General features: G+C 68.1%; 18 protein-coding genes and 10 pseudogenes. 13 read left to right on the top strand and 15 right to left on the bottom strand.

Annotation, left to right across the window (positions count from 1 at the left end):
• Positions 1-13: 13 nt before the first annotated feature.
• Positions 14-1559 (top strand): annotated as a pseudogene (locus ABFB10_RS12320) (YifB family Mg chelatase-like AAA ATPase).
• Here ABFB10_RS12320 and ABFB10_RS12315 read toward each other — a convergent pair.
• The 4 genes and pseudogenes from ABFB10_RS12315 to rsmI all read right to left on the bottom strand — a co-directional run bounded on the left by ABFB10_RS12315 (position 1525) and on the right by rsmI (position 4701).
• Positions 1525-2424, bottom strand: coding sequence for an alpha/beta hydrolase (locus ABFB10_RS12315; protein WP_347166740.1), 900 nt, complete (start codon positions 2422-2424; stop codon positions 1525-1527). The pseudogene ABFB10_RS12320 and the gene ABFB10_RS12315 overlap by 35 nt on opposite strands.
• Positions 2421-3357 (bottom strand): annotated as a pseudogene (gene gshB, locus ABFB10_RS12310) (glutathione synthase). Before gshB ends, ABFB10_RS12315 begins: the two are co-directional and overlap by 4 nt.
• A 67-nt stretch (positions 3358-3424) precedes the next feature.
• On the bottom strand, positions 3425-3862 hold the full coding sequence (locus ABFB10_RS12305) for a YraN family protein (RefSeq protein ID WP_347166739.1): 438 nt from the start codon (positions 3860-3862) through the stop codon (positions 3425-3427).
• Positions 3859-4701: a 16S rRNA (cytidine(1402)-2'-O)-methyltransferase gene (gene rsmI / locus ABFB10_RS12300; RefSeq protein WP_347166738.1), complete on the bottom strand. Its 843-nt coding sequence runs from the start codon at positions 4699-4701 to the stop codon at positions 3859-3861. Before rsmI ends, ABFB10_RS12305 begins: the two co-directional genes overlap by 4 nt.
• Before the next feature lie 60 nt (positions 4702-4761).
• Between rsmI and ABFB10_RS12295 the strand changes: the two are divergent.
• The 5 genes and pseudogenes from ABFB10_RS12295 to ABFB10_RS12275 all read left to right on the top strand — a co-directional run.
• Positions 4762-5139 (top strand): annotated as a pseudogene (locus ABFB10_RS12295) (ABC transporter substrate-binding protein); the annotation flags it as partial.
• Between the two features lie 85 nt (positions 5140-5224).
• Positions 5225-5998 (top strand): ABC transporter substrate-binding protein, encoded by a 774-nt coding sequence (locus tag ABFB10_RS12290; RefSeq protein WP_347166737.1) that lies wholly within the window; start codon positions 5225-5227, stop codon positions 5996-5998.
• Positions 5958-8760: pseudogene (locus ABFB10_RS12285) on the top strand ([protein-PII] uridylyltransferase). Before ABFB10_RS12290 ends, ABFB10_RS12285 begins: the two are co-directional and overlap by 41 nt.
• A 313-nt stretch (positions 8761-9073) precedes the next feature.
• Positions 9074-10628 (top strand): annotated as a pseudogene (murJ, locus tag ABFB10_RS12280) (murein biosynthesis integral membrane protein MurJ).
• Complete coding sequence (locus ABFB10_RS12275; protein WP_347166736.1) at positions 10625-12112, top strand: phospholipase D family protein; 1488 nt, start codon at positions 10625-10627, stop codon at positions 12110-12112. Before murJ ends, ABFB10_RS12275 begins: the two are co-directional and overlap by 4 nt.
• Positions 12113-12249: 137 nt before the next feature.
• Here ABFB10_RS12275 and ABFB10_RS12270 read toward each other — a convergent pair whose 3' ends face one another.
• The gene (locus tag ABFB10_RS12270; RefSeq protein WP_347166735.1) at positions 12250-12399 is read right to left on the bottom strand and encodes a hypothetical protein; all 150 of its coding nucleotides are present in this window, start codon (positions 12397-12399) and stop codon (positions 12250-12252) included.
• Positions 12400-12485: 86 nt separating this feature from the next.
• The gene (locus ABFB10_RS12265; RefSeq protein WP_347166734.1) at positions 12486-12932 is read right to left on the bottom strand and encodes a rhomboid family intramembrane serine protease; all 447 of its coding nucleotides are present in this window, start codon (positions 12930-12932) and stop codon (positions 12486-12488) included.
• Between the two features lie 76 nt (positions 12933-13008).
• On the opposite strand from ABFB10_RS12265, the pseudogene trpS reads away from it, so the two are divergent.
• Positions 13009-14038 (top strand): annotated as a pseudogene (trpS, locus tag ABFB10_RS12260) (tryptophan--tRNA ligase).
• On the opposite strand, the gene ABFB10_RS12255 reads toward trpS, so the two are convergent.
• Complete coding sequence (locus ABFB10_RS12255; RefSeq protein WP_347166733.1) at positions 14035-14454, bottom strand: SpoIIAA family protein; 420 nt, start codon at positions 14452-14454, stop codon at positions 14035-14037. The pseudogene trpS and the gene ABFB10_RS12255 overlap by 4 nt on opposite strands.
• Before the next feature lie 58 nt (positions 14455-14512).
• Positions 14513-15149: pseudogene (locus ABFB10_RS12250) on the bottom strand (hypothetical protein).
• A gap of 190 nt (positions 15150-15339) precedes the next feature.
• Here ABFB10_RS12250 and ABFB10_RS12245 point away from each other — a divergent pair.
• On the top strand, positions 15340-15549 hold the full coding sequence (locus ABFB10_RS12245; protein WP_347166732.1) for a DUF1127 domain-containing protein: 210 nt from the start codon (positions 15340-15342) through the stop codon (positions 15547-15549).
• Positions 15550-15850: 301 nt separating this feature from the next.
• On the opposite strand, the gene rpsD is transcribed toward ABFB10_RS12245, so the two are convergent.
• The gene (gene rpsD / locus ABFB10_RS12240; protein WP_347166731.1) at positions 15851-16471 is read right to left on the bottom strand and encodes a 30S ribosomal protein S4; all 621 of its coding nucleotides are present in this window, start codon (positions 16469-16471) and stop codon (positions 15851-15853) included.
• 456 nt (positions 16472-16927) lie between these two features.
• On the opposite strand from rpsD, the gene ABFB10_RS12235 reads away from it, so the two are divergent.
• The 4 genes and pseudogenes from ABFB10_RS12235 to ABFB10_RS12220 all read left to right on the top strand — a co-directional run bounded on the left by ABFB10_RS12235 (position 16928) and on the right by ABFB10_RS12220 (position 21432).
• Positions 16928-17680 carry an EAL domain-containing protein gene (locus tag ABFB10_RS12235; protein WP_347168007.1) on the top strand — a complete coding sequence of 251 codons (753 nt, stop codon included), beginning with the start codon at positions 16928-16930 and terminating at the stop codon, positions 17678-17680.
• Between the two features lie 261 nt (positions 17681-17941).
• Positions 17942-19118 (top strand): annotated as a pseudogene (locus ABFB10_RS12230) (acetyl-CoA C-acetyltransferase).
• A gap of 458 nt (positions 19119-19576) precedes the next feature.
• Positions 19577-20299 (top strand): acetoacetyl-CoA reductase, encoded by a 723-nt coding sequence (gene phbB / locus ABFB10_RS12225; protein ID WP_347166730.1) that lies wholly within the window; start codon positions 19577-19579, stop codon positions 20297-20299.
• A gap of 200 nt (positions 20300-20499) precedes the next feature.
• Positions 20500-21432, top strand: a complete 933-nt coding sequence (locus ABFB10_RS12220) for a VOC family protein (RefSeq protein WP_347166729.1) — start codon at positions 20500-20502, stop codon at positions 21430-21432.
• A 178-nt stretch (positions 21433-21610) separates the two neighbouring features.
• Here the strand turns inward: ABFB10_RS12220 and ABFB10_RS12215 are convergent, their stop codons facing one another.
• From ABFB10_RS12215 to ABFB10_RS12205, 3 genes are all read right to left on the bottom strand, one after another.
• Positions 21611-21787 (bottom strand): DUF465 domain-containing protein, encoded by a 177-nt coding sequence (locus tag ABFB10_RS12215; protein ID WP_206565247.1) that lies wholly within the window; start codon positions 21785-21787, stop codon positions 21611-21613.
• A 109-nt stretch (positions 21788-21896) separates the two neighbouring features.
• Entirely contained in the window at positions 21897-22679 is a 783-nt protein-coding gene (locus tag ABFB10_RS12210; protein ID WP_347166728.1) for a tRNA1(Val) (adenine(37)-N6)-methyltransferase, read from the bottom strand.
• A complete protein-coding gene (locus ABFB10_RS12205) occupies positions 22669-22884 on the bottom strand; it encodes a putative signal transducing protein (RefSeq protein WP_347166727.1) in 216 nt (71 codons plus the stop codon). Before ABFB10_RS12205 ends, ABFB10_RS12210 begins: the two co-directional genes overlap by 11 nt.
• A gap of 54 nt (positions 22885-22938) precedes the next feature.
• Between ABFB10_RS12205 and ABFB10_RS12200 the strand changes: the two are divergent.
• Positions 22939-23938 (top strand): annotated as a pseudogene (locus ABFB10_RS12200) (polyprenyl synthetase family protein).
• Here ABFB10_RS12200 and ABFB10_RS12195 read toward each other — a convergent pair.
• From ABFB10_RS12195 to ABFB10_RS12185, 3 genes and pseudogenes are all read right to left on the bottom strand, one after another.
• Positions 23931-24755: a 4-(cytidine 5'-diphospho)-2-C-methyl-D-erythritol kinase gene (locus tag ABFB10_RS12195; RefSeq protein WP_347166726.1), complete on the bottom strand. Its 825-nt coding sequence runs from the start codon at positions 24753-24755 to the stop codon at positions 23931-23933. The pseudogene ABFB10_RS12200 and the gene ABFB10_RS12195 sit on opposite strands and share 8 nt — an antisense overlap.
• Entirely contained in the window at positions 24742-25035 is a 294-nt protein-coding gene (locus ABFB10_RS12190; protein ID WP_347168006.1) for a tetratricopeptide repeat protein, read from the bottom strand. Before ABFB10_RS12190 ends, ABFB10_RS12195 begins: the two co-directional genes overlap by 14 nt.
• Positions 25036-25126: 91 nt before the next feature.
• A pseudogene (locus ABFB10_RS12185) lies at positions 25127-25549 on the bottom strand (tetratricopeptide repeat protein); the annotation flags it as partial.
• Positions 25550-25596: the final 47 nt, after the last annotated feature.

Genomic DNA, 25596 nt, shown 5'->3' with positions numbered 1-25596 from the left:
AGGTGAAGGCAGGATGGCGGGGCCGCAGCGGAGTCACCCAGCCATCACCGCCCTGACCCACACCGTCGCCTTCGAGGGCATAGAGGCCCGCCCGGTCGAGGTGCAATGCGCGGTCTCTGCCGGGATGCCGGGCTTTGCCATCGTGGGCCTGCCGGACAAGGCCGTGTCCGAGGCGAAAGAGCGGGTGCGCGCCGCGCTTGACGCCATGTCCATCGCGCTGCCGTCGAAACGGATCTCGGTGAACCTGTCGCCCGCCGACATGCCCAAGGAGGGTTCTCACTTCGACCTGCCCATCGCGCTGGCCCTGCTGGCGGCTCTGGACATCCTGCCGCAGGATCTGGTGGCGCAGACCATGGCGCTGGGAGAGCTGTCGCTGGACGGGGCCCTCGTGGCCGTCGCAGGCGCCCTGCCCGCCGCCATGACAGCAGCCGAACACGACCGCGCCCTGATCTGCCCTCGCGCCTCCGCCCCCGAAGCGGCCTGGGTCGAGGCCTGCGCGGTGCTTGGCGCGGGCAGCCTTCTCGAGATCGTCCAGCACTTCGGCGGGCAGGCCCCCATCGCCCCGGCCCAGTGCCGGGGAAGTGACCAGCGAAACCGCCCTGCGCGACCTGCGCGACGTCAAGGGACAGGAACGGGCGAAACGGGCGCTGGAAATCGCGGCCGCCGGGCGCCACCACATGATCCTGATCGGCCCGCCCGGCGCGGGCAAGTCGATGCTGGCCGCCCGCCTGCCCGGCATCCTGCCCACGCTGACCGCGCGCGAGGCGCTGGAAACCTCGATGATCCACTCGGTCGCGGGCCTGCTGCGCGATGGCGGCGTCTCTCGGGTGCGCCCCTTCCAGGAGCCGCATCATACCGCCTCGCGCGCCGCCATCGTCGGTGGCGGGCGTTCCGCCAAGCCCGGAGAGGCCAGCCTTGCCCACAATGGCGTGCTCTTCATGGACGAGTTTCCCGAATTCACCCGCGACGTGCTGGAAACCCTGCGCCAGCCGGTCGAGACCGGCGAGGTCGTGGTGTCGCGGGCCAATGCCCATATCCGCTATCCCTGCCGCTTCCTGCTGGTGGCCGCCGCGAACCCCTGCAAATGCGGGCATCTGGCAGAGGCCGCCCGCGCCTGTTCCCGCGCGCCCACATGCGGCGAGGAATACATGGGCCGCATCTCCGGCCCGCTGATGGATCGCTTCGACCTGCGGATCGAGGTGCCGCCGGTGGCCTTCACCGATCTCGACCTGCCCGCCACCGGGGACACGTCTCAGGTCGTCGCGGCCCGCGTTGCCCGGGCGCGCGCGGTGCAGGCGGCACGGTTCTCCGGCTGCGAGGGCCTGCGCACCAACGCCGATGCCGAGGGCCGCATGCTGGAAAGGATCGCCGCCCCCGACGACGACGGCCGCGCGCTGCTGCTGAGGGCCGCCGACCACATGGCGCTGAGCGCCCGCGGCTATCACCGCATCCTGCGGGTCGCGCGCACCATTGCCGACCTCGACGGCGCCGACACGGTCGGGCGGGCCCATGTGGCCGAGGCGCTCAGCTACCGGCTTCTGGGCGCGAAAGAGACCTGAGCCACTGCGCCAGCGCGCGCAGGGTGGCGCGGCCCTCGGGCAGCATCCCGTGAAACAGCGGCCAGACATGCGGCAGGTCGCGCTCGACGGTCAGGCTCACGGCGGCGCCCTGCCCGCGTAGCCGCTCCGCCATGCGCAGGGTGTCGTCGCGCAGGATCTCGGTCCCGCTGACGGTCAGCCAGACCGGCGGCGCCCCGCCGAAATCGGCGAAGAGCGGCGAGGCCCGCGGGTCGTCGGGCGCCGTCGCCCCAAGGTAGAGCGCCGCGCAGTCCCGGGCGCGGGTGACCGGCAGCATGACATCGCGGGCGGCGTTCTCGGTGCAGCTGTCGCCCGAGAGCGTCAGGTCGGTCCAGGGCGAAAAGGCGAACAACCCCAGCGGCTTGGGAAGGTCGGCGCGCAGGATCTCCGACAGCAGGCTCAGCGCAAGGCCGCCCCCGGCGCTGTCGCCGCCAAGGATCACGCCTTGCGGATGATCCGCCACCGCGCGGTAGACGGCCAGCGCGTCCGTCAGCGCGGCGGGACAGGAATGCTCCGGCGCCAGGCGGTAGTCCGGCAGGCACAGCGGCAACCCCGACGCGCGCGACAGCCGCGCCGCCAAGGCGCGATGGGTGACCGGGCCGCCCATGACATAGGCGCCCCCGTGCAGGTACAGAAGCAGCGGGCCGGGGCTGTCGGGATTGACCCAGAGCGTCGGGCAGCCGCCGGTGCTGCGGCTGTCGAAGGTGGTGCCGAACGGCGGATGCAGCCAGAGCCGGGCCTTCATCTCGGTCAGGCGGCGCAGCGCCCGGATGTCCTGCGCCCGCCCGAGGTAGCGCTTTTCGGTCAACGGCAGCCAGAAGTTCAGCAGCCGCGCCGGAAGGCTCATCCCAGCTTTGCCTCGATCGCCTGCCAGATCTTCCCGGCCACATTGGTGCCGTCGAACCGCTCCATCTCCTGGATGCCGGTGGGCGAGGTCACGTTGATCTCGGTCAGCCAGTCGCCGATCACATCGATGCCGACGAAGACCTGCCCCTTCTCGCGCAGGACCGGGCCGATCCGGGCACAGATCTCGCGGTCGCGCTCGGTCAGGGCGATCTTCTCGGGGCGGCCGCCGACATGCATGTTCGACCGCACCTCGCCCGCTGCCGGAACGCGGTTGATCGCCCCCACCGCCTCGCCGTCGACGAGGATCACGCGCTTGTCGCCTTTAGTGACGGCGGGCAGGTATTTCTGCACGATCAGGGGCTCGCGCGAGAAGCCGGTGAACAGCTCGTACAGAGACGAGAGGTTGCGGTCGTTCTCGTCCAGTGCGGAAGACCCCGGCCCCGCCATTGCCGTAGAGCGGCTTGAGGATGATATCGCCGTGACGGGCCTTGAAGGCGCGGATCGTGTCCAGATCGCGGGCGATGGCCGTCGGCGGAGTAAGATCCGGGAAGTTCAGGACCAGCAGCTTCTCGGGCGAATTGCGGACCCAGAAGGGGTCGTTGACCACAAGCACGTCGTCCTTCAGCCGGTCCAGCAGATGGGTCGTGGTGATGTAATGCATGTCGAAGGGCGGATCCTGCCGCAGCCAGATCACGTCCATCTCGGACAGGTCGACCTGCACCCGCTCTCCCAGAACGGCGGGCTGCGCCGCGACCCGCTGCACGGTCATCCAGTGCCCGCGCGCAGTGATCCGCCCCTCTTCATAGGCAAGCTGGTCCGGCCCGTAGTAGAACAGCTGATGTCCGCGCGCCTGCGCCTCTTCGGCCAGACGAAACGTGCTGTCGGCGTTGATGTCGACCCCGGTAATCGGGTCCATCTGAAAGGCGATCTTCATGGGCGCTCCTCGTCTGTCGCTGCCCATAGATGGCGCAACCCGCAGGAAGGCGCAATGCCGGGGGTCGTCAGTAAAACAGGGCGTTCTCGATCACGCGCATGTCACCCCAACGGTTCAGCAGAACCACGTCGAAGCGGACCTCGGTGCGGCTGCCGCGCGGCTGGGTTCCAAGGAATTCCTCGACCGCAGCCTGCAAGCGCCGCATCTGGCGCGGTGTCAGCCGCTCGATGGCGCGGTCGAAACTGCGGCTTTTCTTCACCTCGATGAAGACGAGCCCCGCGCCGTCGCGGGCGATCAGGTCAATCTCGCCCCCCTTGCCGCGCCAGCGGCGGCGGGCAATGGGAAAGCCCCGCCGTTCGTAATCCTGTGCCACGCGATGTTCGGCAGCCAGCCCCTCGTGGTAGCCGCGCGCGCCACGCAATTGCCGGTCGGTCGGACGCGACCCGGCGGGGGCGGGCACCGGTTCCGAGGGGATCCTGTCGAAATCGAAACAGAGCTGTGTCATTCATCCGTCCCCGCCGAAAGCCGCATGGCCAATTGGTAGACCGGGCGCCGTTTCACCCCGAAACGGGCAGAGACGTAATCCGCCGCATCCCGCACCGACATCGTTTCCAGCGCCGTGGTCACCTCTCGTTCTAGGTCAAAGTCATTACCGGAAGATGAATCGCCCTTGGCGATCAGCACGACGATTTCCCCCTTGGGGGGCGTTTCGGCGTAATGCGCCGCGAGCTCGGACAGCGTTCCCCGCCGCGCCTCCTCGAAACGTTTCGTCAATTCGCGGCAGACCGCCGCCTCGCGGTCCCCAAGCATCTCGGCGGCGTTGCGCAGCATCGCCTCCAGCCGCCGGGGCGATTCGTAGAAGACAAGCGTCGCCTCGACCCCCGCCAGCGCCTGCAGGGCGGTCTTCCGCGCGCCCGCCGCGTTCGGCAGGAACCCGGCGAAGAAGAAGCGGTCTGTCGGCAGGCCGCCCAGCGTCAGCGCCGTTACCACCGCCGAGGCCCCCGGGGCGCTGGTGACCGCATGCCCCGCCTCCCGCGCCGCCCGGGCGAGATCGAAGCCGGGATCCGAAATCATCGGCGTCCCCGCCTCGGAGGCATAGAGCACCGCCCGGCCCGCCGCCATCTCACCCAGCAGCCGCGGGCGCATCCGCGCGCCGTTGTGTTCGTGATAGGCCAGCAGCGGCCGGTCCCCCACGGCGATCCCGTGCAGGTCCATCAGGTGGCGCAGGCTGCGGGTGTCCTCGGCGGCCAGCACATCGGCGGCCTTCAGCAGGTCCAGCGCGCGCAGGGTGATGTCCCGCGCGTTGCCGATCGGCGTTGCGATCAGGTACAGGCCCGGCGACAAACCTCCGCCGATTTTCCCCTTGTCAGCATTCGTCACTTGGACCCCCCTGACCGCAGCACTATGATCCCCAGTAAATCGCGGGCGCTCGCCCCGCCTCCGGAAAACGAGGGAGTAATTTCAACCATGTTTGCCTTTCTGTCCCCGCTGCGCAAGGCGTTGCGGCCAGCCGTTCTGGGGCTTTCCGCCCTGGGCCTTTCTGCCTGCGATGTCAACCTGGCGCCGTCTCTCGGCGGGGGGCCGGCCATCGATCCCTCGCAGCCGATCCCGGTTGCGCTTCTGGTGCCCAAATCCGACGGCGGTGCCGCGCCGGTGGCCGCCGCGCTGGAAAACGCCGCCCGGCTCGCCATCGCCGAGCAGGGCGCGCAGATCGACCTGCGCGTCTATGACACCGCCGGGCGGCCCGAGCTCGGCTCCGCCCAGGCCCAGAAGGCCGTCGACGACGGCGCGCGGATCATCCTCGGCCCGCTGTTCGGAGAGGTCGCGAACGCGGCTCGGTCTGGCGGTCGCCGACGAGGGCGTGAACGTGCTGGGCTTCTCCAACAACGCCTCGATCGCGGGCGGCAACGTCTTCATCCTTGGCCCGACCTTCGCCAATACCGCGCAACGGCTGATGGCCCATGCCAAGCGGCAGGGCAAGTCGCGCATCCTGATCGTGCATTCCAACGACGTGCCCGGCCAGTTCGGCAAGTCCGCCATCGAGCAGGCCGCGAAAACGCATGGCGTGCAGGTTGTGGGCGCCCAGCCCTATGCCCTTTCGGTCGAGGGCGTCTCGGCCGCCGCGCAGGCCGCCGGACAGGTGGTCCAGTCCGGTGCGGCTGACACCGTCTTCATCACCACCGACGCGACCAATGCCGCGATGCCGATGCTGCTGCGGCAACTGCCCGAGAACGGCGTCACCTCCGCCCAGGTGCAGTTCGTCGGCCTGACCCGCTGGGACGTGCGGCCCGACCTCTTCGAGCTTCCCGGCGCCGAGGGCGCATGGTTCGCCCTGCCCGAAAAGGCCCGGCAGGACAGCTTCAACCAGCGCTACGCCGCCGCCTATGGCACCGCGCCGCACCCGCTTGCCGGCCTTGCCTACGACGGCATCGCGGCAATCGCCGCGCTGGCCAAGCAGGGGCGCGGGGACGCCCTGTCGACCCGGGGGCTGACCTCTTCTAGCTTTACCGGCACCGGCGGTGTATTCCGTCTGATGAACGACGGCACGAACCGGCGCGCGCTGGCGGTGGCCACGGTCCGCAACAAGCAGATGGTGATCCTTGACCCTGCCCCAAGCAGTCTCTCCTCGGCAGGCTTCTGACCGCGACACGAACCCGGTGCCGGACGACCTGATCGCCCCGGCATCGGATATCTTCGACCTGGACGCGGTGCGCACCACGCTCTTTGCCGGGCTGAAACCCGGCATGGCCGAGGGCACGGTGCGCAAGGCCGTGGTCGAGGCCCTCTCCGAAACCACCGAGCAGGGTCGCGACGTCATCGCCGCGGCCTTTGCCGAGGAACCCTTCGGGTCTCGGCGCACCACCCGGTCCTACACCTGGATCACCGATTGCGTGGTGCGGCTGACCTTCGAGATCGCCACGCAGGTCCTGCATCCCGGGGCCAACCCCACGCAGGGGGAACGCCTGTCGGTCCTCTCGGTCGGCGGCTACGGGCGTGGCGAGATGGCGCCCTTTTCCGACGTCGACCTGCTGTTCCTGACGCCCTACAAGATCACCCCCTGGGCCGAGAGCGTCATCGAGTCGATGCTCTACGTCTTCTGGGACCTGAAGCTGAAGGTCGGTCATTCCTCGCGCACGGTGAAGGACTGCATCCGCCTGGGCGGCGAGGATTTCACCATCCGCACCGCCATGCTGGAACACCGCTACATCACCGGCGACCGTGCGCTTGCGGACAAGCTGACCAAGGCCCTGTGGACCGACCTCTTCAACGGTTCGGAACGCGATTTCGTCGCCGCCAAGCTGGAAGAGCGCGGCGCGCGGCACCGCAAGCAGGGCCTGCGCTACATGGTCGAACCCAACGTCAAGGAAGGCAAGGGCGGGCTGCGCGACCTGCAGTCGCTGTTCTGGATCATCAAGTATGTGCACCACACCGACGACGTGTCCGAACTGGTGCGGCGCGGGGTCTTCCGCCCCGACGAATACGAGGAATTCGTGCAGGCCGAGCGGTTTCTCTGGGCGGTGCGCTGCCACCTGCACCTGCTGGCGGGCCGGGCTGTCGAGCAGCTGACCTTCGACATGCAGGTCGAGGTGGCGCAGCGCATGGGCTACAACGACCGGCGCGGGCGCCGCGCGGTCGAGATCTTCATGCAGGATTACTTTCGCCACGCCACCACCGTCGGCGACCTGACCCGCATCCTGCTGACCGCGCTGGAAGCCGACCACACCAAGGACGCGCCGCTGATCCTGCGCATCCTCAAGCGCCAGCCGCAGGTCAAGGACGGCTATGCCGTCGTCAACAACCGCCTTGCGATCTCGGACGACAGGCGCTTCCTCGGAAGACCGGCTGAACCTCTTGCGGCTGTTCGAAGAGGGGCTGCGCACCGGCCTGCTGATCCACCCGGACGCGATGCGGCTGGTGAAGGCGAACCTGCACCTGATCGACGCCGGCTTCCGCGAGGACAAGGAAGCGCGGCGGCTGTTCATGGACCTGCTGCTGAAGCACGGCAACCCGGAGCGCGCGCTGCGGCGGATGAACGAGCTGGGCGTGCTGGCGGCCTTCATCCCCGAATTCGCGCCCATCGTGGCGATGATGCAGTTCAACATGTACCACCATTACACGGTGGACGAACACACCATCCAGTGCATCCGGCACCTGTCCGAGATCGAGCACGGCGACCTGAAAGAGGCGCTGCCCGTCGCCTCGACGATCCTTGACGAAGGGGTCAACCGCAAGGTGCTGTATGTGGCGCTGCTGCTGCACGACATCGGCAAGGGCCGGGACGAGGACCATTCCGCGCTTGGTGCCCGGATCGCGCGCAAGGTGGCGCCGCGTCTGGGTCTGAACAAGGCCGAATGCGCCACGGTGGAATGGCTGGTGCGCTACCACCTGCTGATGTCCGACATGGCGCAGAAGCGCGACATCGCCGACCCGCGCACCGTGCGCGACTTTGCCAAGGCGGTGCAGACGCGCGAGCGGCTGGACCTGCTCTGCGTGATGACGGTCTGCGACATCCGGGGCGTCGGCCCGGGAACCTGGAACAACTGGAAGGCGGCGCTGATCCGCGCGCTCTACCGCCAGACCCGCCGCGCGCTGGAAGGCGGGATGGAGGATCTCAACCGCGAGAACCGCGGCACCGAGGCCCGCAAGCTTCTGCGCGAGACCCTGTCGGACTGGGAGCCCTCCGCCCTGCGGACCGAGACGCAGCGCCATTACCCGCCCTACTGGCAGGGGCTGCACATCACCGCGCATGTGGTCTTTGCCGGGCTGCTGAAGGACATCAAGGACGACGAGGTCAAGATCGACGTCCACCCCGACGAGGACCGAGACGCCACGCGGGTCTGCTTTGCGCTGCAGGATCATCCGGGCATCTTCTCGCGGCTGACCGGGGCGCTGGCGCTGGCCGGGGCCAATGTCGTGGACGCGCGCACCTTCACCACCAAGGACGGCTATGCCACGGCGGCCTTCTGGGTGCAGGACGCGGAGGGCTCTCCCTACGAGGACCTGCGCATCCCGCGCCTGCGCGAGACCATCCGCAAGACCCTTGCCGGTGAGGTGGTGACCCGCGAGGCGATGAAACCGCGCGACAAGCTGAAGAAGCGCGAAGAGGCCTTCCGCGTGCCGACCTCGATCACCTTCGACAACGAGGGGTCCGAGATCTTCACGATCATCGAGGTCGACACCCGCGACCGCGCGGGGCTTCTGCACGATCTCGCCCGGACGCTGGCGGCGCAGCATGTCTACATCGCCTCGGCCATTATCGCGACCTACGGCGAGCAGGCGGTCGATACCTTCTACGTGAAGGACATGTTCGGGCTGAAGCTGCACAGCCGCGTGAAACGCGAGCTGATCGAGAAGAAGCTGCGGCAGGCAATCGAGGAAGGCGCGGCGCGGGCGCGCGGCTGATGTCCGGACCCGGGGGATTTCGCCCGGCTGACGCCGCGCGACCGGTCAGGGGCTTTGCCCCCGGACCCCCAGGATATTTCCGGACAGAAGAAGCGGGAGGCGCGCGCGCCGGGACGGCACCGCCGGCATGCGTCCGGGGCGGATCGGCGCGGCCCCGGGGCTTCCTGTGCCCGAACTGCGGTTGCCGGGAACCCTTGGCGCCCCTGCCCCGTTGCATGTCCGATGCACGCCACGTCGCATGCGCGATGTAGCGCCCCTTCCGGGCAACCCGGCTTTCGGATAGGGCTTCGCCAAACGACGGACCGAGGACAGAATGAAACCAATCCGCCTGATCGCCGGGATCATGACCGTCGGGTTCTGGACCCTGCTGAGCCGCATTCTCGGGGTTGTCCGGGAAATCATGATCCTCGCGCTGATCGGGCCGGGGCCGGTGATGGATGCCTTCGTGGCGGCCTTCCGGCTGCCGAACATGTTCCGCCGCTTCTTTGCCGAGGGGGCCTTCAACGCCGCCTTCGTGCCGATCTTCTCGAAGAAGCTGGAGGCGGACGAGAACCCGACCCGCTTTGCCACCGATGCGCTGAACGGGCTGGCCTTCGTGCTGCTGATCCTGACCGGCCTCGCGCTGGTCTTCATGCCCGGGCTGGTCTGGCTGACCGCCGGGGGCTTTGCCGGGGACGGGCGCTTCGGGATGACGGTGGACTATGGCCGCGTGGTCTTTCCCTATATCCTGCTGATCTCGCTGGCGGCGCTGTTTTCGGGCGCGCTGAACGCCACCGGCTGCTTTGCCGCCGCCGCCGCCGCGCCGGTCTTTCTCAACATCATCGTCTGCAGCGCCATGGGGCTGGCCACCCTGGCCGGGGGCGCCGTGATCGAATGGCTGATCTGGGCGGTGCCCCCGGCCGGTGTGGCGCAGCTGGCGCTGGTCTGGATCGCCGCGGACCGGGCCGGGGTGCGCCTGCGCCCGGCGCGGCCGCGCTGGACGCCGGACATGAAGCGGCTTGTCGTGGTCGCCGTGCCCGCGGCCCTTGCCGGCGGGGTGATGCAGATCAACCTGCTGGTCGGCCAGCAGGTGGCCTCGCATTTCGACAAGGCCGTGGGCTGGCTTTATGCCGCCGACCGCCTGTACCAGCTGCCGCTGGGCGTGGTGGGCATCGCGGTGGGCATCGTGCTGCTGCCCGACCTGTCGCGGCGCCTGAAGGCCCGGGACGAGGCCGGATCGCGCAATGCCTTCTCGCGCGCCGGAGAGCTGTCGCTGGCGATTACCGTGCCCTGCGCGGTGGCGCTGATCGTGATCCCGGTGCCGCTGGTCTCTGTGCTGTTCGAGCGCGGCGCGACCGGGCGCGCGGACACGCAGGCCATCGCGCTGGCGGTGGCGATCTACGGGCTGGGGCTGCCCGCCTTCGTGTTGCAGAAGGTGCTTCAGCCGCTGTTCTTCGCCCGCGAGGACACCCGCAGCCCCTTCCGCTACGCGGTCTGGGCCATGGTCATCAACGCCCTGGTCGCGATCGGCCTGTCACCCGTGCTGGGCTGGATCGCCCCGGCCATCGCCACCACCGCCGCCGGCTGGATCATGGTCTGGCAACTGGCGCGGGGGGCGCGCGCCATGGGCGACGTCGCCTCTTTCGACGCGCGGTTCCGGGGCCGCATCCTGCGCATCTGCGCCGCCTCGGCGGTCATGGGAGCGGCCCTTTACGGCGCGGCGCTGCTGCTGTCGCCCTGGCTGGCCCTGCCCTCGGATCCGGGCCGCCGCCCTCTTTGCGCTGATCCTCGCGGGCACCCTGGTCTATGCCGTGGCGGGACAGGTCCTGGGCGCCTTCAGCTTCTCGGAGATCCGCGCCATCACCCGCCGCAGAAAGGCCTCGTCATGACGCCCCAAGCCCTGATCACCGCCGCCGAAGGCTTTCCCGCGCTGGAGCGGCTGGTCGCCTCGGCCACCGAAGATCTGGTGATGTCGTTTCGCATCCTCGACCCCAGAACCCGCCTGCGCGACCCAGGCCTGCGCGAGCGCGGGCTCGAGACATGGTCGGACCTGATCTCGTGGACCGCGCGGCGCGGCGTGTCGATCCGGCTGCTGATCGCGGATTTCGACCCGATCTTCACCTCTGGCCTGCACCGCAACGCCTGGGCCTGTGCCTCGGGCTTCGCCGATGTGGCCGGGGAGAACACGCAGATCCTCTGCGCCACCCACGGCCAGCAGGCCGGGGCGCTGTGGCGCATCGCGATGATGCGCAAGATCAACGAGACCATGGCCCGGCTGCGCGACGAGGATCCCGCGCGCCTGACCCCGGTGCAGCGCGACATGCTGAAGCGCGGCCCGGTCCTGCGCCCGGTCACCCTGCACCAGAAATTCGCCATCGCCGACGGCGAAGGCTGCATCATCGGCGGGCTGGACATCAACGAACGGCGCTATGACACGCCGGACCACGACCGCGCCGCCGAAGAGACCTGGCACGACATCTCCGTCGAACTGGCGGACAGGGACTTTGCCGGTGCGCTCTTTGGCCATTTCGCCGATTGCTGGAACGCCGCGCTGCGCTGCGGATCGCCGTCGCTGGCCACCCGGGCCGTCCCGATAGAGCTGCCCCGGCGGGCGCAGTCGCGCCCCGAGGTCAGGCTGCTGCGGACCTTTTCGAACCCCTGCCCCGGCCCGGCCCGCATCAGCCCGCGCCCCGGGGCGATGGACCACGAGACCGCGCATGAAAAGCTCTTTGCCGAGGCAGAGCGCTTTGTCTACATCGAGACACAGTTCCTGCGCCATGCGCCGATCACCGAGGCCCTCTGTGCCGCCGCCGCCCGCGCACCGGACCTGCAGCTGGTCGCGGTCCTGCCCGCGGCGCCCGAGCGGGTGCTCTTCGAAGGCGACCGCAGCATCAACGCCCGCCATGCCCACGGCCTGCAGGTCGCGCAGATGGACCGGCTGCGCACCTGTTTCGGCGAACGCTTCGCCGCCTTGACGCCAGCCCAGCCCCGCCCGCGCGACGGTGACGAGCCCGAACTGGAAGAGGCGGCGCCGGTCTACCTGCACTCCAAGGTGACGATGGTGGACAACAAGGCCGTGATCATCGGCTCTGCCAATCTCAACGGGCGGTCGCTGCGCTGGGACAGCGAGGCCTCTGTGCAACTGCGGCACGCCGCCTTTTGCAAGGCCCTGTTCCAGCGGCTGACGGACAAGTGGCTGCGGTCACGGGCCGAGGGCGCCGACCTGACCCGCGCAGGCACATGGGCGCGGATTGCCGAGGCCGAGAAGGCGAAGAAACCCGCCGACCGCGAGGCCTTCCTTCTGCCCTACCCGATGCAAAAGGCGCGGCGCTTCGCGCGACGCATCCACCTGCTGCCGGACGACATGTTCTGAGGCGTGCGGCCCCGCAGCCGGCGGCCGCGCTCCTGAACCGCCTGCGCACCCGGGGCAGGACTGCCCTGCCGCGCCATGGCGGCAAGGGATCTCGCGGCACAGGTCAGGCCGGGGGCCGGTCGCCTGCGGCCCGCGCCTCAGCGATTGCGGACCGCGGCGATCAGCCGGGCCAGCCCGCCGGGCACCAGCGCCGTGGTCAGAACGAAGCCGGTGACGAAGCCCGCGAGGTCGGCAATCCAGTCCTGCCCGCCGCCGAAGAGCACCGCAAAGACCAGCTGGATCCCCATCAGGAAGCCGATCAGCTGAAAGGCGCGGAACTGGCCGCCGCCCTCGCGCCCCAGCCGGACCCAAAGCAGGTATGTGAAGCCCCCGATCAGGCCGTAGACTGGCGGATAGGCCCCCAGCAGCCGGGGTCGGAGCCCAGAAGGCCGAAGGCCAGCGCCCCGGCGATCGAACAGAGGACGAAAAGCAGGCAGACCCGCAGGCTGCCGATGACCTCTCCGACCACCTTTCCCATGGCCAGAAGGATCACCACCGCAAACAGCGCATGAGAGAAACTGGCGTGAAAGAAGGGATAGGTGACGAAGCGGATCAGGTGCTCGGGCGGGAAGCTCCCGTTCTCCAGCATCCAGTCGAAGGCCCGCCCGGAAAAGCCGAAGCGTTCCACCAGCGTATTGCGCCAGCCGACCGCGTTCGGTCCGCCCAGCAGCCCCCGCGCGCCGAGGTTGAAGGCCAGTTCGAACCCGGCCATGACCAGCGCAAGGGCCGCCACGACGGGCGGCAGCGGGTTGACCGGGGTCTCGTTCACGGGATGGGTCATGCACGGGCCTTTCTTGACGCTCTCGCGGCGCATGGGTAAGCCAGCCCGGACCCGATTTCCACCACGGAGTACACAGATGTCCGAGGACACGACCCAAACCGCTTTCACGCCGCGCGTCTTCTCGGGCATCCAGCCTTCGGGCAACCTGCACCTTGGCAACTACCTTGGCGCGCTCAAGCGCTTTGCCGACAGCCAGACCGCCGGGATCCAGTCGATCTTCTGCATGGTCGACATGCATGCCATCACCGTCTGGCAGGACCCCGCCGCGCTGCGCCGCCAGACGCGCGAGCTGACGGCGGGCTTCATCGCCTCGGGCGTGGATCCCGACAAGTCGGTCCTGTTCAACCAGAGCCGAGGTTTCGGCCCATGCGGAACTGGCGTGGATCTTCAACTGCGTGGCGCGCATGGGCTGGATGAAGCGCATGACCCAGTGGAAGGACAAGGCCGGCAAGAACCAGGAGAACGCCTCGCTGGGGCTGTTTGCCTATCCCGCGCTGATGGCCGCCGACATCCTTGCCTATCACGCGACCCATGTGCCGGTGGGCGAGGACCAGAAGCAGCACCTGGAACTGACCCGCGACATCGCGATCAAGTTCAACAACGACTTCGGCGTGGATTTCTTCCCGATCACCGAGCCGGTCATCGAGGGCACCGCCACGCGCGTGATGTCCCTGCGCGACGGGTCGAAGAAGATGTCCAAGAGCGATCCCTCGGACATGAGCCGGATCAACATGACCGACGACGCGGATGCCATTGCCAGCAAGATCCGCAAGGCCCGCACCGACCCGGACGCCCTGCCCTCCGAGGCCGAGGGGCTGGAAGGCCGCCCCGAGGCGCGCAATCTGGTGAACATCTACGCGGCGCTGGCAGATCTGTCCGTGGACGCTGTGCTGCGGGATGTCGGCGGCAAGCAGTTCTCGGAGTTCAAGCCGATGCTGGCCGATCTCGCCGTCACGCGGCTTTCGCCGATCTCGACAGAGATGGCGCGGCTGATGCAGCAGCCCGACGAGATCGACGCGATCCTGCGCCACGGCGCCGAACAGGCCCGCGCCATCGCCAATCCGATCCTCGAAAAGACCTACGAAATCCTCGGCATGGTGCGCTAGGCGCGCCCCATGCGCGCCGCCGGACCTGCGTTCGGCGGCGCGCCTGCCGACAGCATCCATGCCCGCGCGCTGTCTAGATCCGCAAGGGCAAAGCTGCGCAGGGCAAAGCCCCGCGACAACGAGACCGAGAGCACCGGACAGAACCAGCCGATGTCGGACACGATCGCGACATGGCTGATGGCCGCAAGCAAGGCCTGTGCCTCGCCCCGGTCGCAGGCGGTTTCGATCCGCTCCCCCAGCCCGTCCTCGAAGCCCGCGAAACTCTCGATCACCTCGATGACCCTCAGGGGGCCGCAGCGGTCGCGCAGCGCCGTCAGGGGCGCGCAGAGGGCCGCGTAATCCGCCCATCCCAGCGGGCCGCGCAGGGTCAGGATCGCGGTGCCGGGGGCCGCGTCTTCGGCATAGTGAATCGGCATGTGTCGGTTCTCCCGGGCCTCACATGCCCCGGCAGACCCCGCGCTGCCTTGATATGCATCACATTGGCGTTTCCCGATCCGACAGCCGCGCCGCCAGCCGCAGCGCATGGACCGGGTCCCGGGCCACGGCAGGCAGTACCGGATCATAGGCGGCGCGCAGCACGCCGGCGATCTCGGGCCGCAGGATCACCGCGCCCTCTGCGGTGCGCGCCAGCGGCGAGCGCTCCGCGAAGGCGGTGTCGGACCACAGCAGGAAGGCCTGTACCGCCTGAGACAGGGCCAGTGTCTCGGCGGGCTGGGCCGCAAGGGCATCGTCCATCCGCAGGAAGGTGAAACAGGCCCGGATCGCGCCGTCGGCGTCGAAGCGGAAGACCCGGTACTGGTTCGCGCCGAGCCGCATCCAGCCGCGCCACCAGCGCCTCCAGCCCCTCGATCATCTGGCCAAGGGAAGGCACGTCCAGAAGCTCTGACCAGTCGCGGAAGAAGAACAGCATCAGGTTGGCGCCAAGCTCCGGGTCGGTCTCTGTCAGGGGATGCCCGGACAGGGCCGCGACGGCCTCCAGCGCGCCCTTCACCACGGTCAGGGTCTCCTCTTCGACCCCGAAGACGATGGGCGCCACGGGCCGCCCCCAGCGCGCGCAGAGAAAGCTGCCGTCAGAGCGGGTGAACAGGGGCTGGATCTCTTCGGGGGTCATGGCGTCTCCTCTGCGGTCCTAGGGTCAGGGCAGATACGCCAGCACGGAACGGCGGGCAAGGTTCCCGCGCCAGCCATGCAAAGATGAGACAGCCGCTATGCCCTTTCCGACCTAGTACCATGCCGCAATGCAGCATAACTCTGCCCGCAAGGGAGGATAACTTGTTCCCGGAATGAGGCATCCCATGGCAATGACCAACACAGCATACGCGCCGCGCACCAATGTTTTCGCCCGGATCGGCAACCGCATCATGAACGCTCTGGTCATGGTGGCAGAGGCCAACGGTCGCGTGAAGCAGATCGAGCACCTGCAGTCGATGAGCGACGCAGAGCTCGCCCGCCGCGGCATCAAGCGCGACGAGATCGTTTACCACGTCTTCCGCGACCTTTCGCACGTCTGAGACCACCCGCGTTTCACATCCCTCGTGAAAACGGCAAAGCCGCGCCCCACACCGGGGCGCGGTTTTCTCGTTCTGAACCGGCGGATGCGCTCTGCGCATGGCGTCCCCCTCGGCGGGCCCTTGCCGGGGCAGGTCCACCCGACTCGCCCCCTTGCGGGATGGGCCTTTTCCGACGCGCAGCCCATCGGTCGATTGGCAAGCGAAGCGGTCCGTGCCCCTGCAGGCAACATCCGCCCCCTCGGACAACGAAAAAGGCCGCCCGATGGGGGCGGCCTCTGGTCTTTCGGGAAGCGCGGAACGATCAGTTCTGCGCGTAGAATTCGATGACGAGGTTCGGTTCCATGACAACCGGGTACGGCACGTCCGACAGGCCGGGGGCCCGCAGGAAGGTCGCGGTCATCTTGGAGTGGTCGGCCTCGATGTAGTCCGGCACGTCCCGCTCGGCCAGCTGGGTGGCTTCCAGCAGCGCGGCCATCTGGCGCGACTTCTCGCGAACCTCGACGACATCGCCCTCTTTGACGCGGTAGGACGGGATGTTGACGCGCTTGCCGTTCACCAGCACGTGGCCGTGGTTGACGAACTGGCGGGCGGCGAAGACGGTCGCCACGAACTTGGCGCGGTAGACCACGGCGTCGAGGCGGCGCTCGAGCAGGCCGATCAGGTTCTCACCGGTGTCGCCCTTGACCCGCTCGGCCTCGGCGAAGATGCGGCGGAACTGCTTTTCGGTCAGGTCGCCGTAGTAGCCCTTGAGCTTCTGCTTGGCGCGCAGCTGAAGGCCGAAGTCCGACAGCTTCTGCTTGCGGCGCTGGCCGTGCTGGCCGGGGCCGTATTCGCGGCGGTTGACCGGGGACTTCGGGCGGCCCCAGATGTTTTCGCCCATGCGGCGGTCGATCTTGTACTTGGCAGAGGTGCGTTTGGTCACCGTCTGATCTCCTTTTTATTGGCCTTTCGACCTGATCCGAAAACCGGTTCCCACGTTTCTGGCCGAAATCGCGTTTGCGTCTCGACCGTTGCGTGGACCGGACCCGGGCCGGGCCTCTTGCCGTGTCAAAGGGCGTTGTCCTCTCCCCGGACCGGTTTCCCGGCGACCCGGGTTGACAGGGATCCCCTTGCGGGGCCCACCAACACCAGTGAAGCGGCGCTTATACGGGCATTCGGCCCGGAGTCAAGCACGACACCGGCACCGCCGCGATTTGAAGCAAATACGGACATTTACGGCCTTTTAACGCCTGTGGCGTCAACTGGGCCGCAGGGATCGTGACGGAGAGCAGGGATCGTGACGGAAAAAAGCTTGGCCCGGGACCCGGACACATATGACGGGGCGCCGCGCAATGCGCTGGATCACGCGGTGACGGCGCGCGATGCCACCGTGCTCGACATGGTCCGCCGCGCGATCAGCCACCGCGAGGTGATGCTGGCGTTTCAGCCGGTCATGCAGGCGCGCGTGCCGGGACGGATCGCCTTTCAAGAAGGACTGATCCGCGTGCTCGACGAAACCGGGCGGGTGATCCCCGCCGGGCAGTTTATCGACACGGTCGAGGATACGGAATACGGGCGGATGCTGGATTGCATCGCGCTGGAACAGGGGCTGGCGGAACTGTCGCGCGTGCCGGACCTGCGGCTGGCGATCAACATGTCGGCCCGGTCGATCGGCTACAAGAAGTGGATGCGCACGCTGTCCCGCGGCCTGCAGGGCGACCCCACCGTGGCGGAGCGGTTGATCCTGGAGATAACCGAACAATCCGCCATCACCCTGCCGGAACTGGTGAAATCCTTCATGCGCGACCTGCAGGGCAAGGGAATCGCCTTCGCCATGGACGATTTCGGCGCGGGCTTCACCGCCTTGAAGCATTTCAAGGATTTCAGTTTCGACGTCCTGAAGATCGACGGCCAGTTCTGCCGCGACATCGCCCGCGACCCGGACAACCAGGTGCTGGTCTCGGCGATGATCCGCATTGCCGAACAGTTCGACATGTTCACCGTCGCCGAACGGGTCGAGACGCGGGCCGATGCCGACTGCCTGACCGAGCTCGGCGTCGATTGCCTGCAGGGCTACCACTTCGCCGCCCCCACCGTGCGCCCGGCACGGCGCGATCCGCCCCCCGCGGCCAAGCGCTCTGCGACCGGCTGACGGGACCGCCGCGCCGAGGCTGCCCCCGCTCCGTGCGATCCATCGGCAAGAAACAGGCCACCGGCCCCACCCGCCACAGCGCCCCCTGATTCTCGGCATCGGGGCAAGCCAAACCCTACCGTAAGGTCAAGCTGAGACACCCTGTCCTGTTCCCGGCTTCCCGCGCCCTTGCTATTGCAGCATCGCATCACGTCACGGTGGTTTCGCCGCGCGTGGAAACACGGTATGCCCGATCACACACGATTGGCTGGAGGACATCACATGACCAACGTCGTTATCGCCAGTGCCGCCCGGACCGGGGTCGGCAGCTTTGGCGGATCTTTCGCAAACACGCCCGCACATGACCTTGGCGCCGCCGTGCTCGAGGCTCTGGTGGCGCGCGCCGGGATCGACAAGTCGGAGGTCTCCGAGACCATCCTCGGCCAGGTCCTGACCGCCGCGCAGGGCCAGAACCCCGCGCGTCAGGCCCATATCAACGCCGGCCTTCCGCAGGAAGCCGCCGCACAGGGCATCAACCAGGTCTGTGGCTCGGGCCTGCGCGCCGTGGCGCTTGGCGCCCAGCACATCATGCTTGGCGACGCCTCTGTCGTCTGCGCGGGCGGCCGAGGAAAACATGACCCTCAGCCCCCACGCCCAGTGCCTGCGCGCCGGGCAGAAGATGGGTGACATGCAGTTCATCGACACGATGATCCGCGACGGCCTGTGGGACGCCTTCAACGGCTACCACATGGGCCAGACCGCCGAGAACGTCGCCCAGCAGTGGCAGATCAGCCGCGAGATGCAGGACGAATTCGCCGTCGCCAGCCAGAACAAGGCCGAGGCCGCGCAGAAGGCCGGCAAGTTCGACGACGAGATCGTGCCCTTCACCATCAAGACCCGCAAGGGCGACATCGTGATGGACAAGGACGAGTACATCCGCCACGGCGCCACCATGGAAGCCATGCAGAAGCTGCGCCCGGCCTTCACCAAGGACGGCTCTGTCACCGCGGCCAATGCCTCGGGCCTGAATGACGGCGCCGCCGGTGTCCTGCTGATGTCCGCCGACGCGGCCGAGAAGCGCGGGATCGAACCGCTGGCCCGCATCGCCTCTTACGCCACCGCCGGTCTCGACCCCTCGGTGATGGGTGTCGGCCCGATCTACGCGTCGCGCAAGGCGCTGGACAAGGCAGGCTGGTCGGTCGACGATCTCGACCTGATCGAGGCCAACGAGGCCTTCGCCGCGCAGGCCTGCGCCGTGAACAAGGACATGGGCTGGGATCCGGCCAAGGTGAACGTGAACGGCGGCGCCATCGCCATCGGCCACCCCATCGGCGCCTCGGGCGCGCGCGTCCTGAACACCCTGCTCTTCGAAATGAAGCGCCGGGACGCCAAGAAAGGCCTCGCCACGCTGTGCATCGGCGGCGGCATGGGTGTCGCGCTCTGCGTCGAACGCCCCTGACATCAGGACGCGGTGGACCAGCAGTGGGCTGCATTTCAGCACTGGCCCCGGTCCGTCATCCGGTTGGCGCGCAGACGCGCGCCAACCCTCCCAGATTTGTTCCCTTCGGGCAAAGACGATTCGCATTTCAAGGCCGGACGGCTCAATCGGCCCCATCCCCCAAGCCCCTGTCGACCCCTGTCGCCCGGCACACATCGGGCCCCTGTCGGCCCCCTGCGCGGACACCGGTTTCAATGACCGGTGACGGTCCGCTGCGCGCCAGACCGGCGCCTCGCTAGAGCAATGGAACGGAGGCCCCTGCCATGACGATCGGTTTCGACGATCAGCAGAGCCTCCGGGGGTCAGGCCCCCGCGAAACCGTGACGCAGCCCACACCCGAAAAATATCGGCGCAATAAAGTTGCGCCGGAAGGCCCCAGCATATAACGATTCGAACTGACGCCAGAACTGGAGGATACCATGGCAAGAGTTGCACTCGTCACCGGCGGAAGCCGCGGCATCGGAGAGGCGATTTCCAAGGCGCTGAAGGCGGAGGGCTACGAAGTGGCCGCCACCTATGCCGGAAACGACGAGAAGGCGAAGGCCTTTACCGAGGCGACCGGCATCAAGACCTACAAGTGGAACGTGGCGGATTACGACTCTTCCAAGGCCGGTATCGCGCAGGTCGAAGCCGACCTTGGCCCGATCGACGTGGTCGTCGCCAATGCGGGCATCACCCGCGACGCGCCCTTCCACAAGATGACGCCCGAGCAGTGGAACGAGGTGGTCGACACCAACCTCACCGGCGTCTTCAACACCGTGCACCCGGTCTGGCCCGGCATGCGCGAGCGCAAGTTCGGGCGGGTCATCGTGATCTCCTCGATCAACGGCCAGAAGGGCCAGTTCGCGCAGGTGAACTATGCCGCGACCAAGGCGGGCGACCTGGGCATCGTGAAGTCCCCGGCGCAGGAAGGCGCCCGCGCGGGCATCACCGCCAACGCCATCTGCCCGGGCTACATCGCGACCGAGATGGTCATGGCGATCCCCGAGAAGGTGCGCGACAGCATCGTCGCCCAGATCCCCGCAGGCCGCCTTGGCGAGCCCTCCGAGATCGCGCGCTGCGTCTGCTTCCTTGCCTCGGACGACGCGGGTTTCATCAACGGCTCGACCATCTCGGCCAACGGCGCGCAGTTCTTCGTGTAGCCCCCTCATGCCCCGCATGAAGGGGCAGCCGGAGACAGTGTTCTTCGGCACAGCCGAAAACACGGTCCGGTCGCTTCGGATAGGCCCCGCCCCTCTCGGTCGGGGCCTTTTTTGTGCGCCTGCGCACCAACAGGCCGCTCATGTGCGTCTTTTCCCAGTCTCAGGCGCGCTATATCCGTAGATCAAAGAGGAGAAGCGCCATGCTGAAACAGATCAACGGATTGCACCATGTGACCTCGCTGGCCAGCGGGGCGCGGACCAACAACCAGTTCTTCACCGACACCCTTGGCCTGCGCCGGGTGAAGAAGACCGTGAACTTCGACGCGCCGGACGTCTATCACCTGTATTACGGCGACGAGATGGGCACGCCGGGCACCGTCATGACCTATTTCCCCTTCCCCGGCGCGCGGCGCGGACGCCCCGGGGCAGGTGAGGTCGGGACCACCGCCTTTGCCGTGCCCGGGGACGCCCTGCCCTGGTGGGAAGAGCGCCTGTCGGGCCGCGGCATCGAGGGGCTGGCCCGCAGCCAGCGGCTGGGTGAGGAGCGCCTGCTGTTCAAGGGCCCGGATGGCGACGGCTTTGCGCTGGTGGCGCGAGACGACGACCGCGCGCCATGGGCCGCCGAGGATGTGCCCGCAGACGTGGCGATCCGGGGCTTTCACTCGGTCGACATGCGGCTGGACCCGCGCGGCGCGGCGGCGAGCGCGGAATTGCTGGGCTTCATGGGGTATCAGAAGGACGACAGCGCCGACACCGTCACGCGGTTCCGGGTGGCGGGCGGCAATGCCGCGCAGGTGGTGGACATCACCGAGGTCGACGCCGCCCCCGCCGGACAGGGCGCGGGCAGTGTGCACCACATCGCCTTTTCCGTGGACGACCGCGCCGCCCAGCTGGAGGTGCGCAAGGCGCTGATCGACACCGGCTACGACGTGACCCCGGTGATCGACCGCGACTATTTCTGGGCCATTTACTTCCGCTCGCCGGGCGGGGTGCTGTTCGAGGTGGCAACCAACGAGCCGGGCTTCGACCGCGACGAGGACGCCGCGCATCTGGGCGAGGCCCTGAAGCTGCCGCGGCAGCATGCGCATCTGCGCGACACGCTGGAGAAGGTTCTGGAACCGATCCCGGATTGAGGGCCGAGGGGGCGGAGGGGGCTCTGCCCCCGCTTCGCCCCCCGAGGTATTTGGAAGACCGAAGAAGGGCGCAGGCTCCGGGAGGGAAATCAGGGTGCTGCGCGCGGGACCGGGCGGGCAGGACGCTGGTTTCCGAAACGGACCTGTCCTGAGGCGGACAGGTCCGGGGATGGGCCGCCTAGGCGGGCACCCCAGAGGAGAGGCGCGTGATCTCTTCCTTGATCCGCAGCTTCTGCTTCTTAAGATCCGCGATGTGCAGGTCGTCGATCCCGGGGGCGCGCTGCGCCTGTTCAACGGCTGTCGACAACGACTGATGCTTCTTCTTCAGTTCCTGCAGGTGCGAACTCAAGCTCATGGGATCCTCCTTACGAGTGGGGTGAGGCCTTCAGTCCAGCACATCAAAAGACACAAGTCACGCTGCGAGTGCAGCATGTTTTCACACAAATGTAACAAAACGCGCTTTCTCAGCGCAATTTTGCCGGGAAAATAAGCGGCTCTCCTCGCCTGAAGACGCCTTCGAAGCGATCCGTGTATCGATTGCCGCAGCTTTCGTGGCTGTCGAAGGCATGGATCACCGCCGGAGCGTGGAAGCGGAACTCTGCCCGGCCCTCCTTGCGGGCGCGGGCGAGAATCAGCCGGGGCGCCCTGCCCTCGCGCGGCAGCAGCGGCCACAGCTCCGGGGCGCCCAGGTGCCGGTCCAGCGCCGCCAGCAGTTCGGGCAGCCGTTCGGCCCGCTGGATGAAGGTGGCGAAACCGCGCGGCTTCAGCCGGCGCGAGGCCGTCGCGACCCATGTCTCGAGCGGGGTTTCCCCGGCGCGGGCGACCTCGCGCGCCGTATCGCTGGCGGGCACGCGGCGGCGGGCCTCGAAATAGGGCGGGTTGGCGATCACCGCGTCGAACCGTTCGGCCCGCATGGCGGCGGGCGGCGCGGCCAGATCGCCTTCCCAGATGTCGCCGGTCAGCCCGTTCTCGGACAGGTTCCGGCGGGCCAGCGCGGCATAGCCCGGCTGCAACTCGAGTCCCGCCAGCCGCAGCCCCGGCACCCGCACGCCCAGACAGCAGAGCGCCGGCGCCGCGCCGCAGCCCAGTTCCAGCACCGCCTGACCGGGTGTCACCGCGACAGCCGCCGCTAGCAGCACCGGATCGGTGCCCGCGCGATACCCTTCGCGTGGCTGGAAGACATGCACCCGCCGCCCCAGCATGGCATCGCGGGTCAGATCCGCCTCGGCGAAGGGGTCAGTCCTCAAACCGCACCCCGGCCTCGCGCAGCAGGCGCCGGGCGGCCTCGGCCTGATCGCGGCGCACCATCAGGCGGCGCGGCAATATGCCAATGGAGCCTTCGAGGACGCTCATGTTTACGTCCAATTCAAAGCTGTCTATATCCTCACCGTCCAGAATGGACCGGACCAGCGGGATCAGGGTGATGTCGTTGGTGCGCAAGAGCTCTTCCATGAGCGCGATGTAAGGACAGGGCCCGGCCCTTGTCGAGCCTTGCAGGGGAGATTGATGAGTTTGGACACGAGCCTGTCGAAACCGCATGAGCGGCTGGCCCAGCTGCTGGCCGATGACCTGGCGCAGGTCAACGCGCTGATCCGCGAGCGGATGGCTTCGAAGCACGCGCCGCGCATCCCCGAGGTGACCGCGCATCTGGTCGAGGCCGGGGGCAAGCGGCTGCGGCCCCTGCTGACGCTCGCCTCGGCGCGCCTGTGCGGCTACGACGGGCCCTACCACACCCATCTGGCCGCCACGGTGGAGTTCATCCACACCGCAACGCTGCTGCATGACGACGTGGTCGACGAAAGCGCCAAGCGGCGCGGGCGTCCGACGGCCAACCTGTTGTGGGACAACAAGTCGTCGGTGCTTGTCGGCGACTATCTCTTTGCGCGGTCGTTCCAGTTGATGACCGAGACCGGCAACCTGCGGGTGCTGCGCATCCTGTCCGACGCGGCGGCGACCATCGCCGAGGGCGAGGTGCTGCAACTGACCGCGGCGCAGGATCTGAGCACGACCGAAGCGATCTACCTGCAGGTGGTGCGCGGCAAGACGGCGGCGCTGTTCTCGGCGGCGACCGAGGTGGGCGGCGTGATCGCCGCACGCCCCGAGGACGAGGTGCAGGCGCTGTTCGATTACGGCGACGCGCTGGGGATCGCCTTCCAGATTGTCGACGACCTGCTGGATTACTGGGGCGGCGATGCCACCGGCAAGAACGTCGGCGACGACTTCCGCGAACGCAAGCTGACGCTGCCGCTGATCAAGGCCTTCGCCGCGGCGGACGAGGAAGAGCGCGCCTTCTGGAAGCGGGTGATCGAAAAGGGCGACCAGCGCGATGGCGATCTGGAGCACGCGCTGGCGCTTCTGAACCGGCACGGTGCGCTGGAAGCCACCCGGCAAGAGGCGCTGGCACTGGGCCGAGAAGGCGCGCGCGGCCATGGGGCGCCTGCCCTCTGGCGAGATGCGGGACCTGCTGATCGACCTCAGCGACTACGTGGTCAGCCGCGTCAGCTGAGCGTTGCGGCGGTGATCCACCAGCCGGGGTGCTTCAGGCGCAGGGCCGCTGCGGCGGTCTCTGCCGTGGCGCGGTCGTCGTAGAGCGCAAAGCAGGTGGCGCCCGATCCGGACATACGGGCAAGGCGCGCGCCGGGGGTCGCCGTGAGCGCCGCAAGCACCTCGGCAATGACCGGCTGCACGGCGATGGCCGGGGCCTGCAGGTCGTTGCGCTGCGTTTTCAGCCAGGCGATCGCGGCGGGCGTTCCGCCGTCCTCCGGCATCGCGTCCATCGGGGGATTGTCCTTGCAGGTCAGCGCCTTGAAGACCTGTGGCGTGGGCACGTCCACGCCCGGGTTCACCAGCACCGCCTGCATCGGCGCCATGGTCAGCGGCAGCACCCCTTCGCCGATTCCGGTCATCCGGGCGGCGTGCCCCGGGCTGCAGACCGGCACATCGGCGCCCAGCCTTTCCAGCCCCTCGACGGGGAAGGACCTGCCGTAGAGGTCCTGCATCGCGCGCAGAACCGCGGCGGCGTCGGACGATCCCCCGCCGATCCCGGCGGCGGCGGGCAGGTGCTTGTCCAGCGTGATCGCCACGGCGCAGCCAAACCACTCCGCCGCCTTCCAGCACAGGTTGCGCGCATCCTCGGGCACACCTGCGGCGCGGGGGCCGGTCACGGTCAGGCGCATCTCGGGCGCATCGGCGACAGTGACGCGGTCGCCCACATCGGCAAACATCACGAGGCTGTCCAGCAGGTGGAAGCCATCGGCCCGCAGGCCGGTCACATGCAGCGTCAGGTTGACCTTGGCCGGCGCGAAGGCGCTACTCGGAGGCATCGGCCCTCAGCAGCGGCGGTTCTCCATCCTCGGACAGGACCGCATCCAGTCCCAGCTCGATCTTGCGGCGAATGCGGTCGACGTCGGCCTCTTCGGCTGAATCGCTCATATCCGCGAAGGACAGCGCGCGTTTCCACATGAATTCGGCCTCGCGCTGCCGCCCGACGGCCCAGTAGACGTCGCCAAGGTGGTCGTTCACGATGGGGTCGATGGGCATCAGTTCCGCCGCGCGCTCCATGTGCGGCACCGCCTCTTCGTAGCGGCCAAGGCGGTAGAGCACCCAGCCGAGGCTGTCGACGATATAGCCCGAGATCGGGGCGCGCCGCGACGGCGCGTTCGATCATGTCCAGCGCCTCGTCGAGCTTCAGCTCTTTCTGGACCAGCGAATAGCCAAGGTAGTTCAGCACCTGCGGCTGCTCGGGGTTCAGCTCCAGCGCCTTGCGGAAATCGGCCTCTGCCTCGGGCCACTTGTCCTGCCGCTCATAGGTGATGGCGCGGGCGTAATAGAGGAACCACTGGCGCGCGGTTTCCTCCTGGAAGGCGTCGATGGCCTTGGAATAGGCCTCTGTCGCGTCCGTCAGCCGCTCTTCCTCCCGGTAGAGGTCGCCCAGCGTGCTGTAGAGCGAGGGCAGATCCGCATGATCCTCGGCCATGCCTTCCAGCAGGGCAATCGCCTCTCCCGGCTTGTCCTGATCGCGCAGCGCATCGGCCTGCCCGAGAACCGCGGCGTGCCAGGCGCTGTCGTCCTGCGGAACGCGCTTGTAGGTGGCGACGGCCAGATCGTACTGGCCCATGTCGGCGAGGATCTCGGCGGTCAGCAGCAGCGCGTCGATATGGTCTT

Origin of the sequence: Ponticoccus litoralis, from assembly GCF_039769985.1 — a bacterium.
Classification (GTDB): Bacteria; Pseudomonadota; Alphaproteobacteria; order Rhodobacterales; family Rhodobacteraceae; genus Ponticoccus; species Ponticoccus litoralis.
This window is presented reverse-complemented; position numbering and strand designations above follow the sequence as displayed.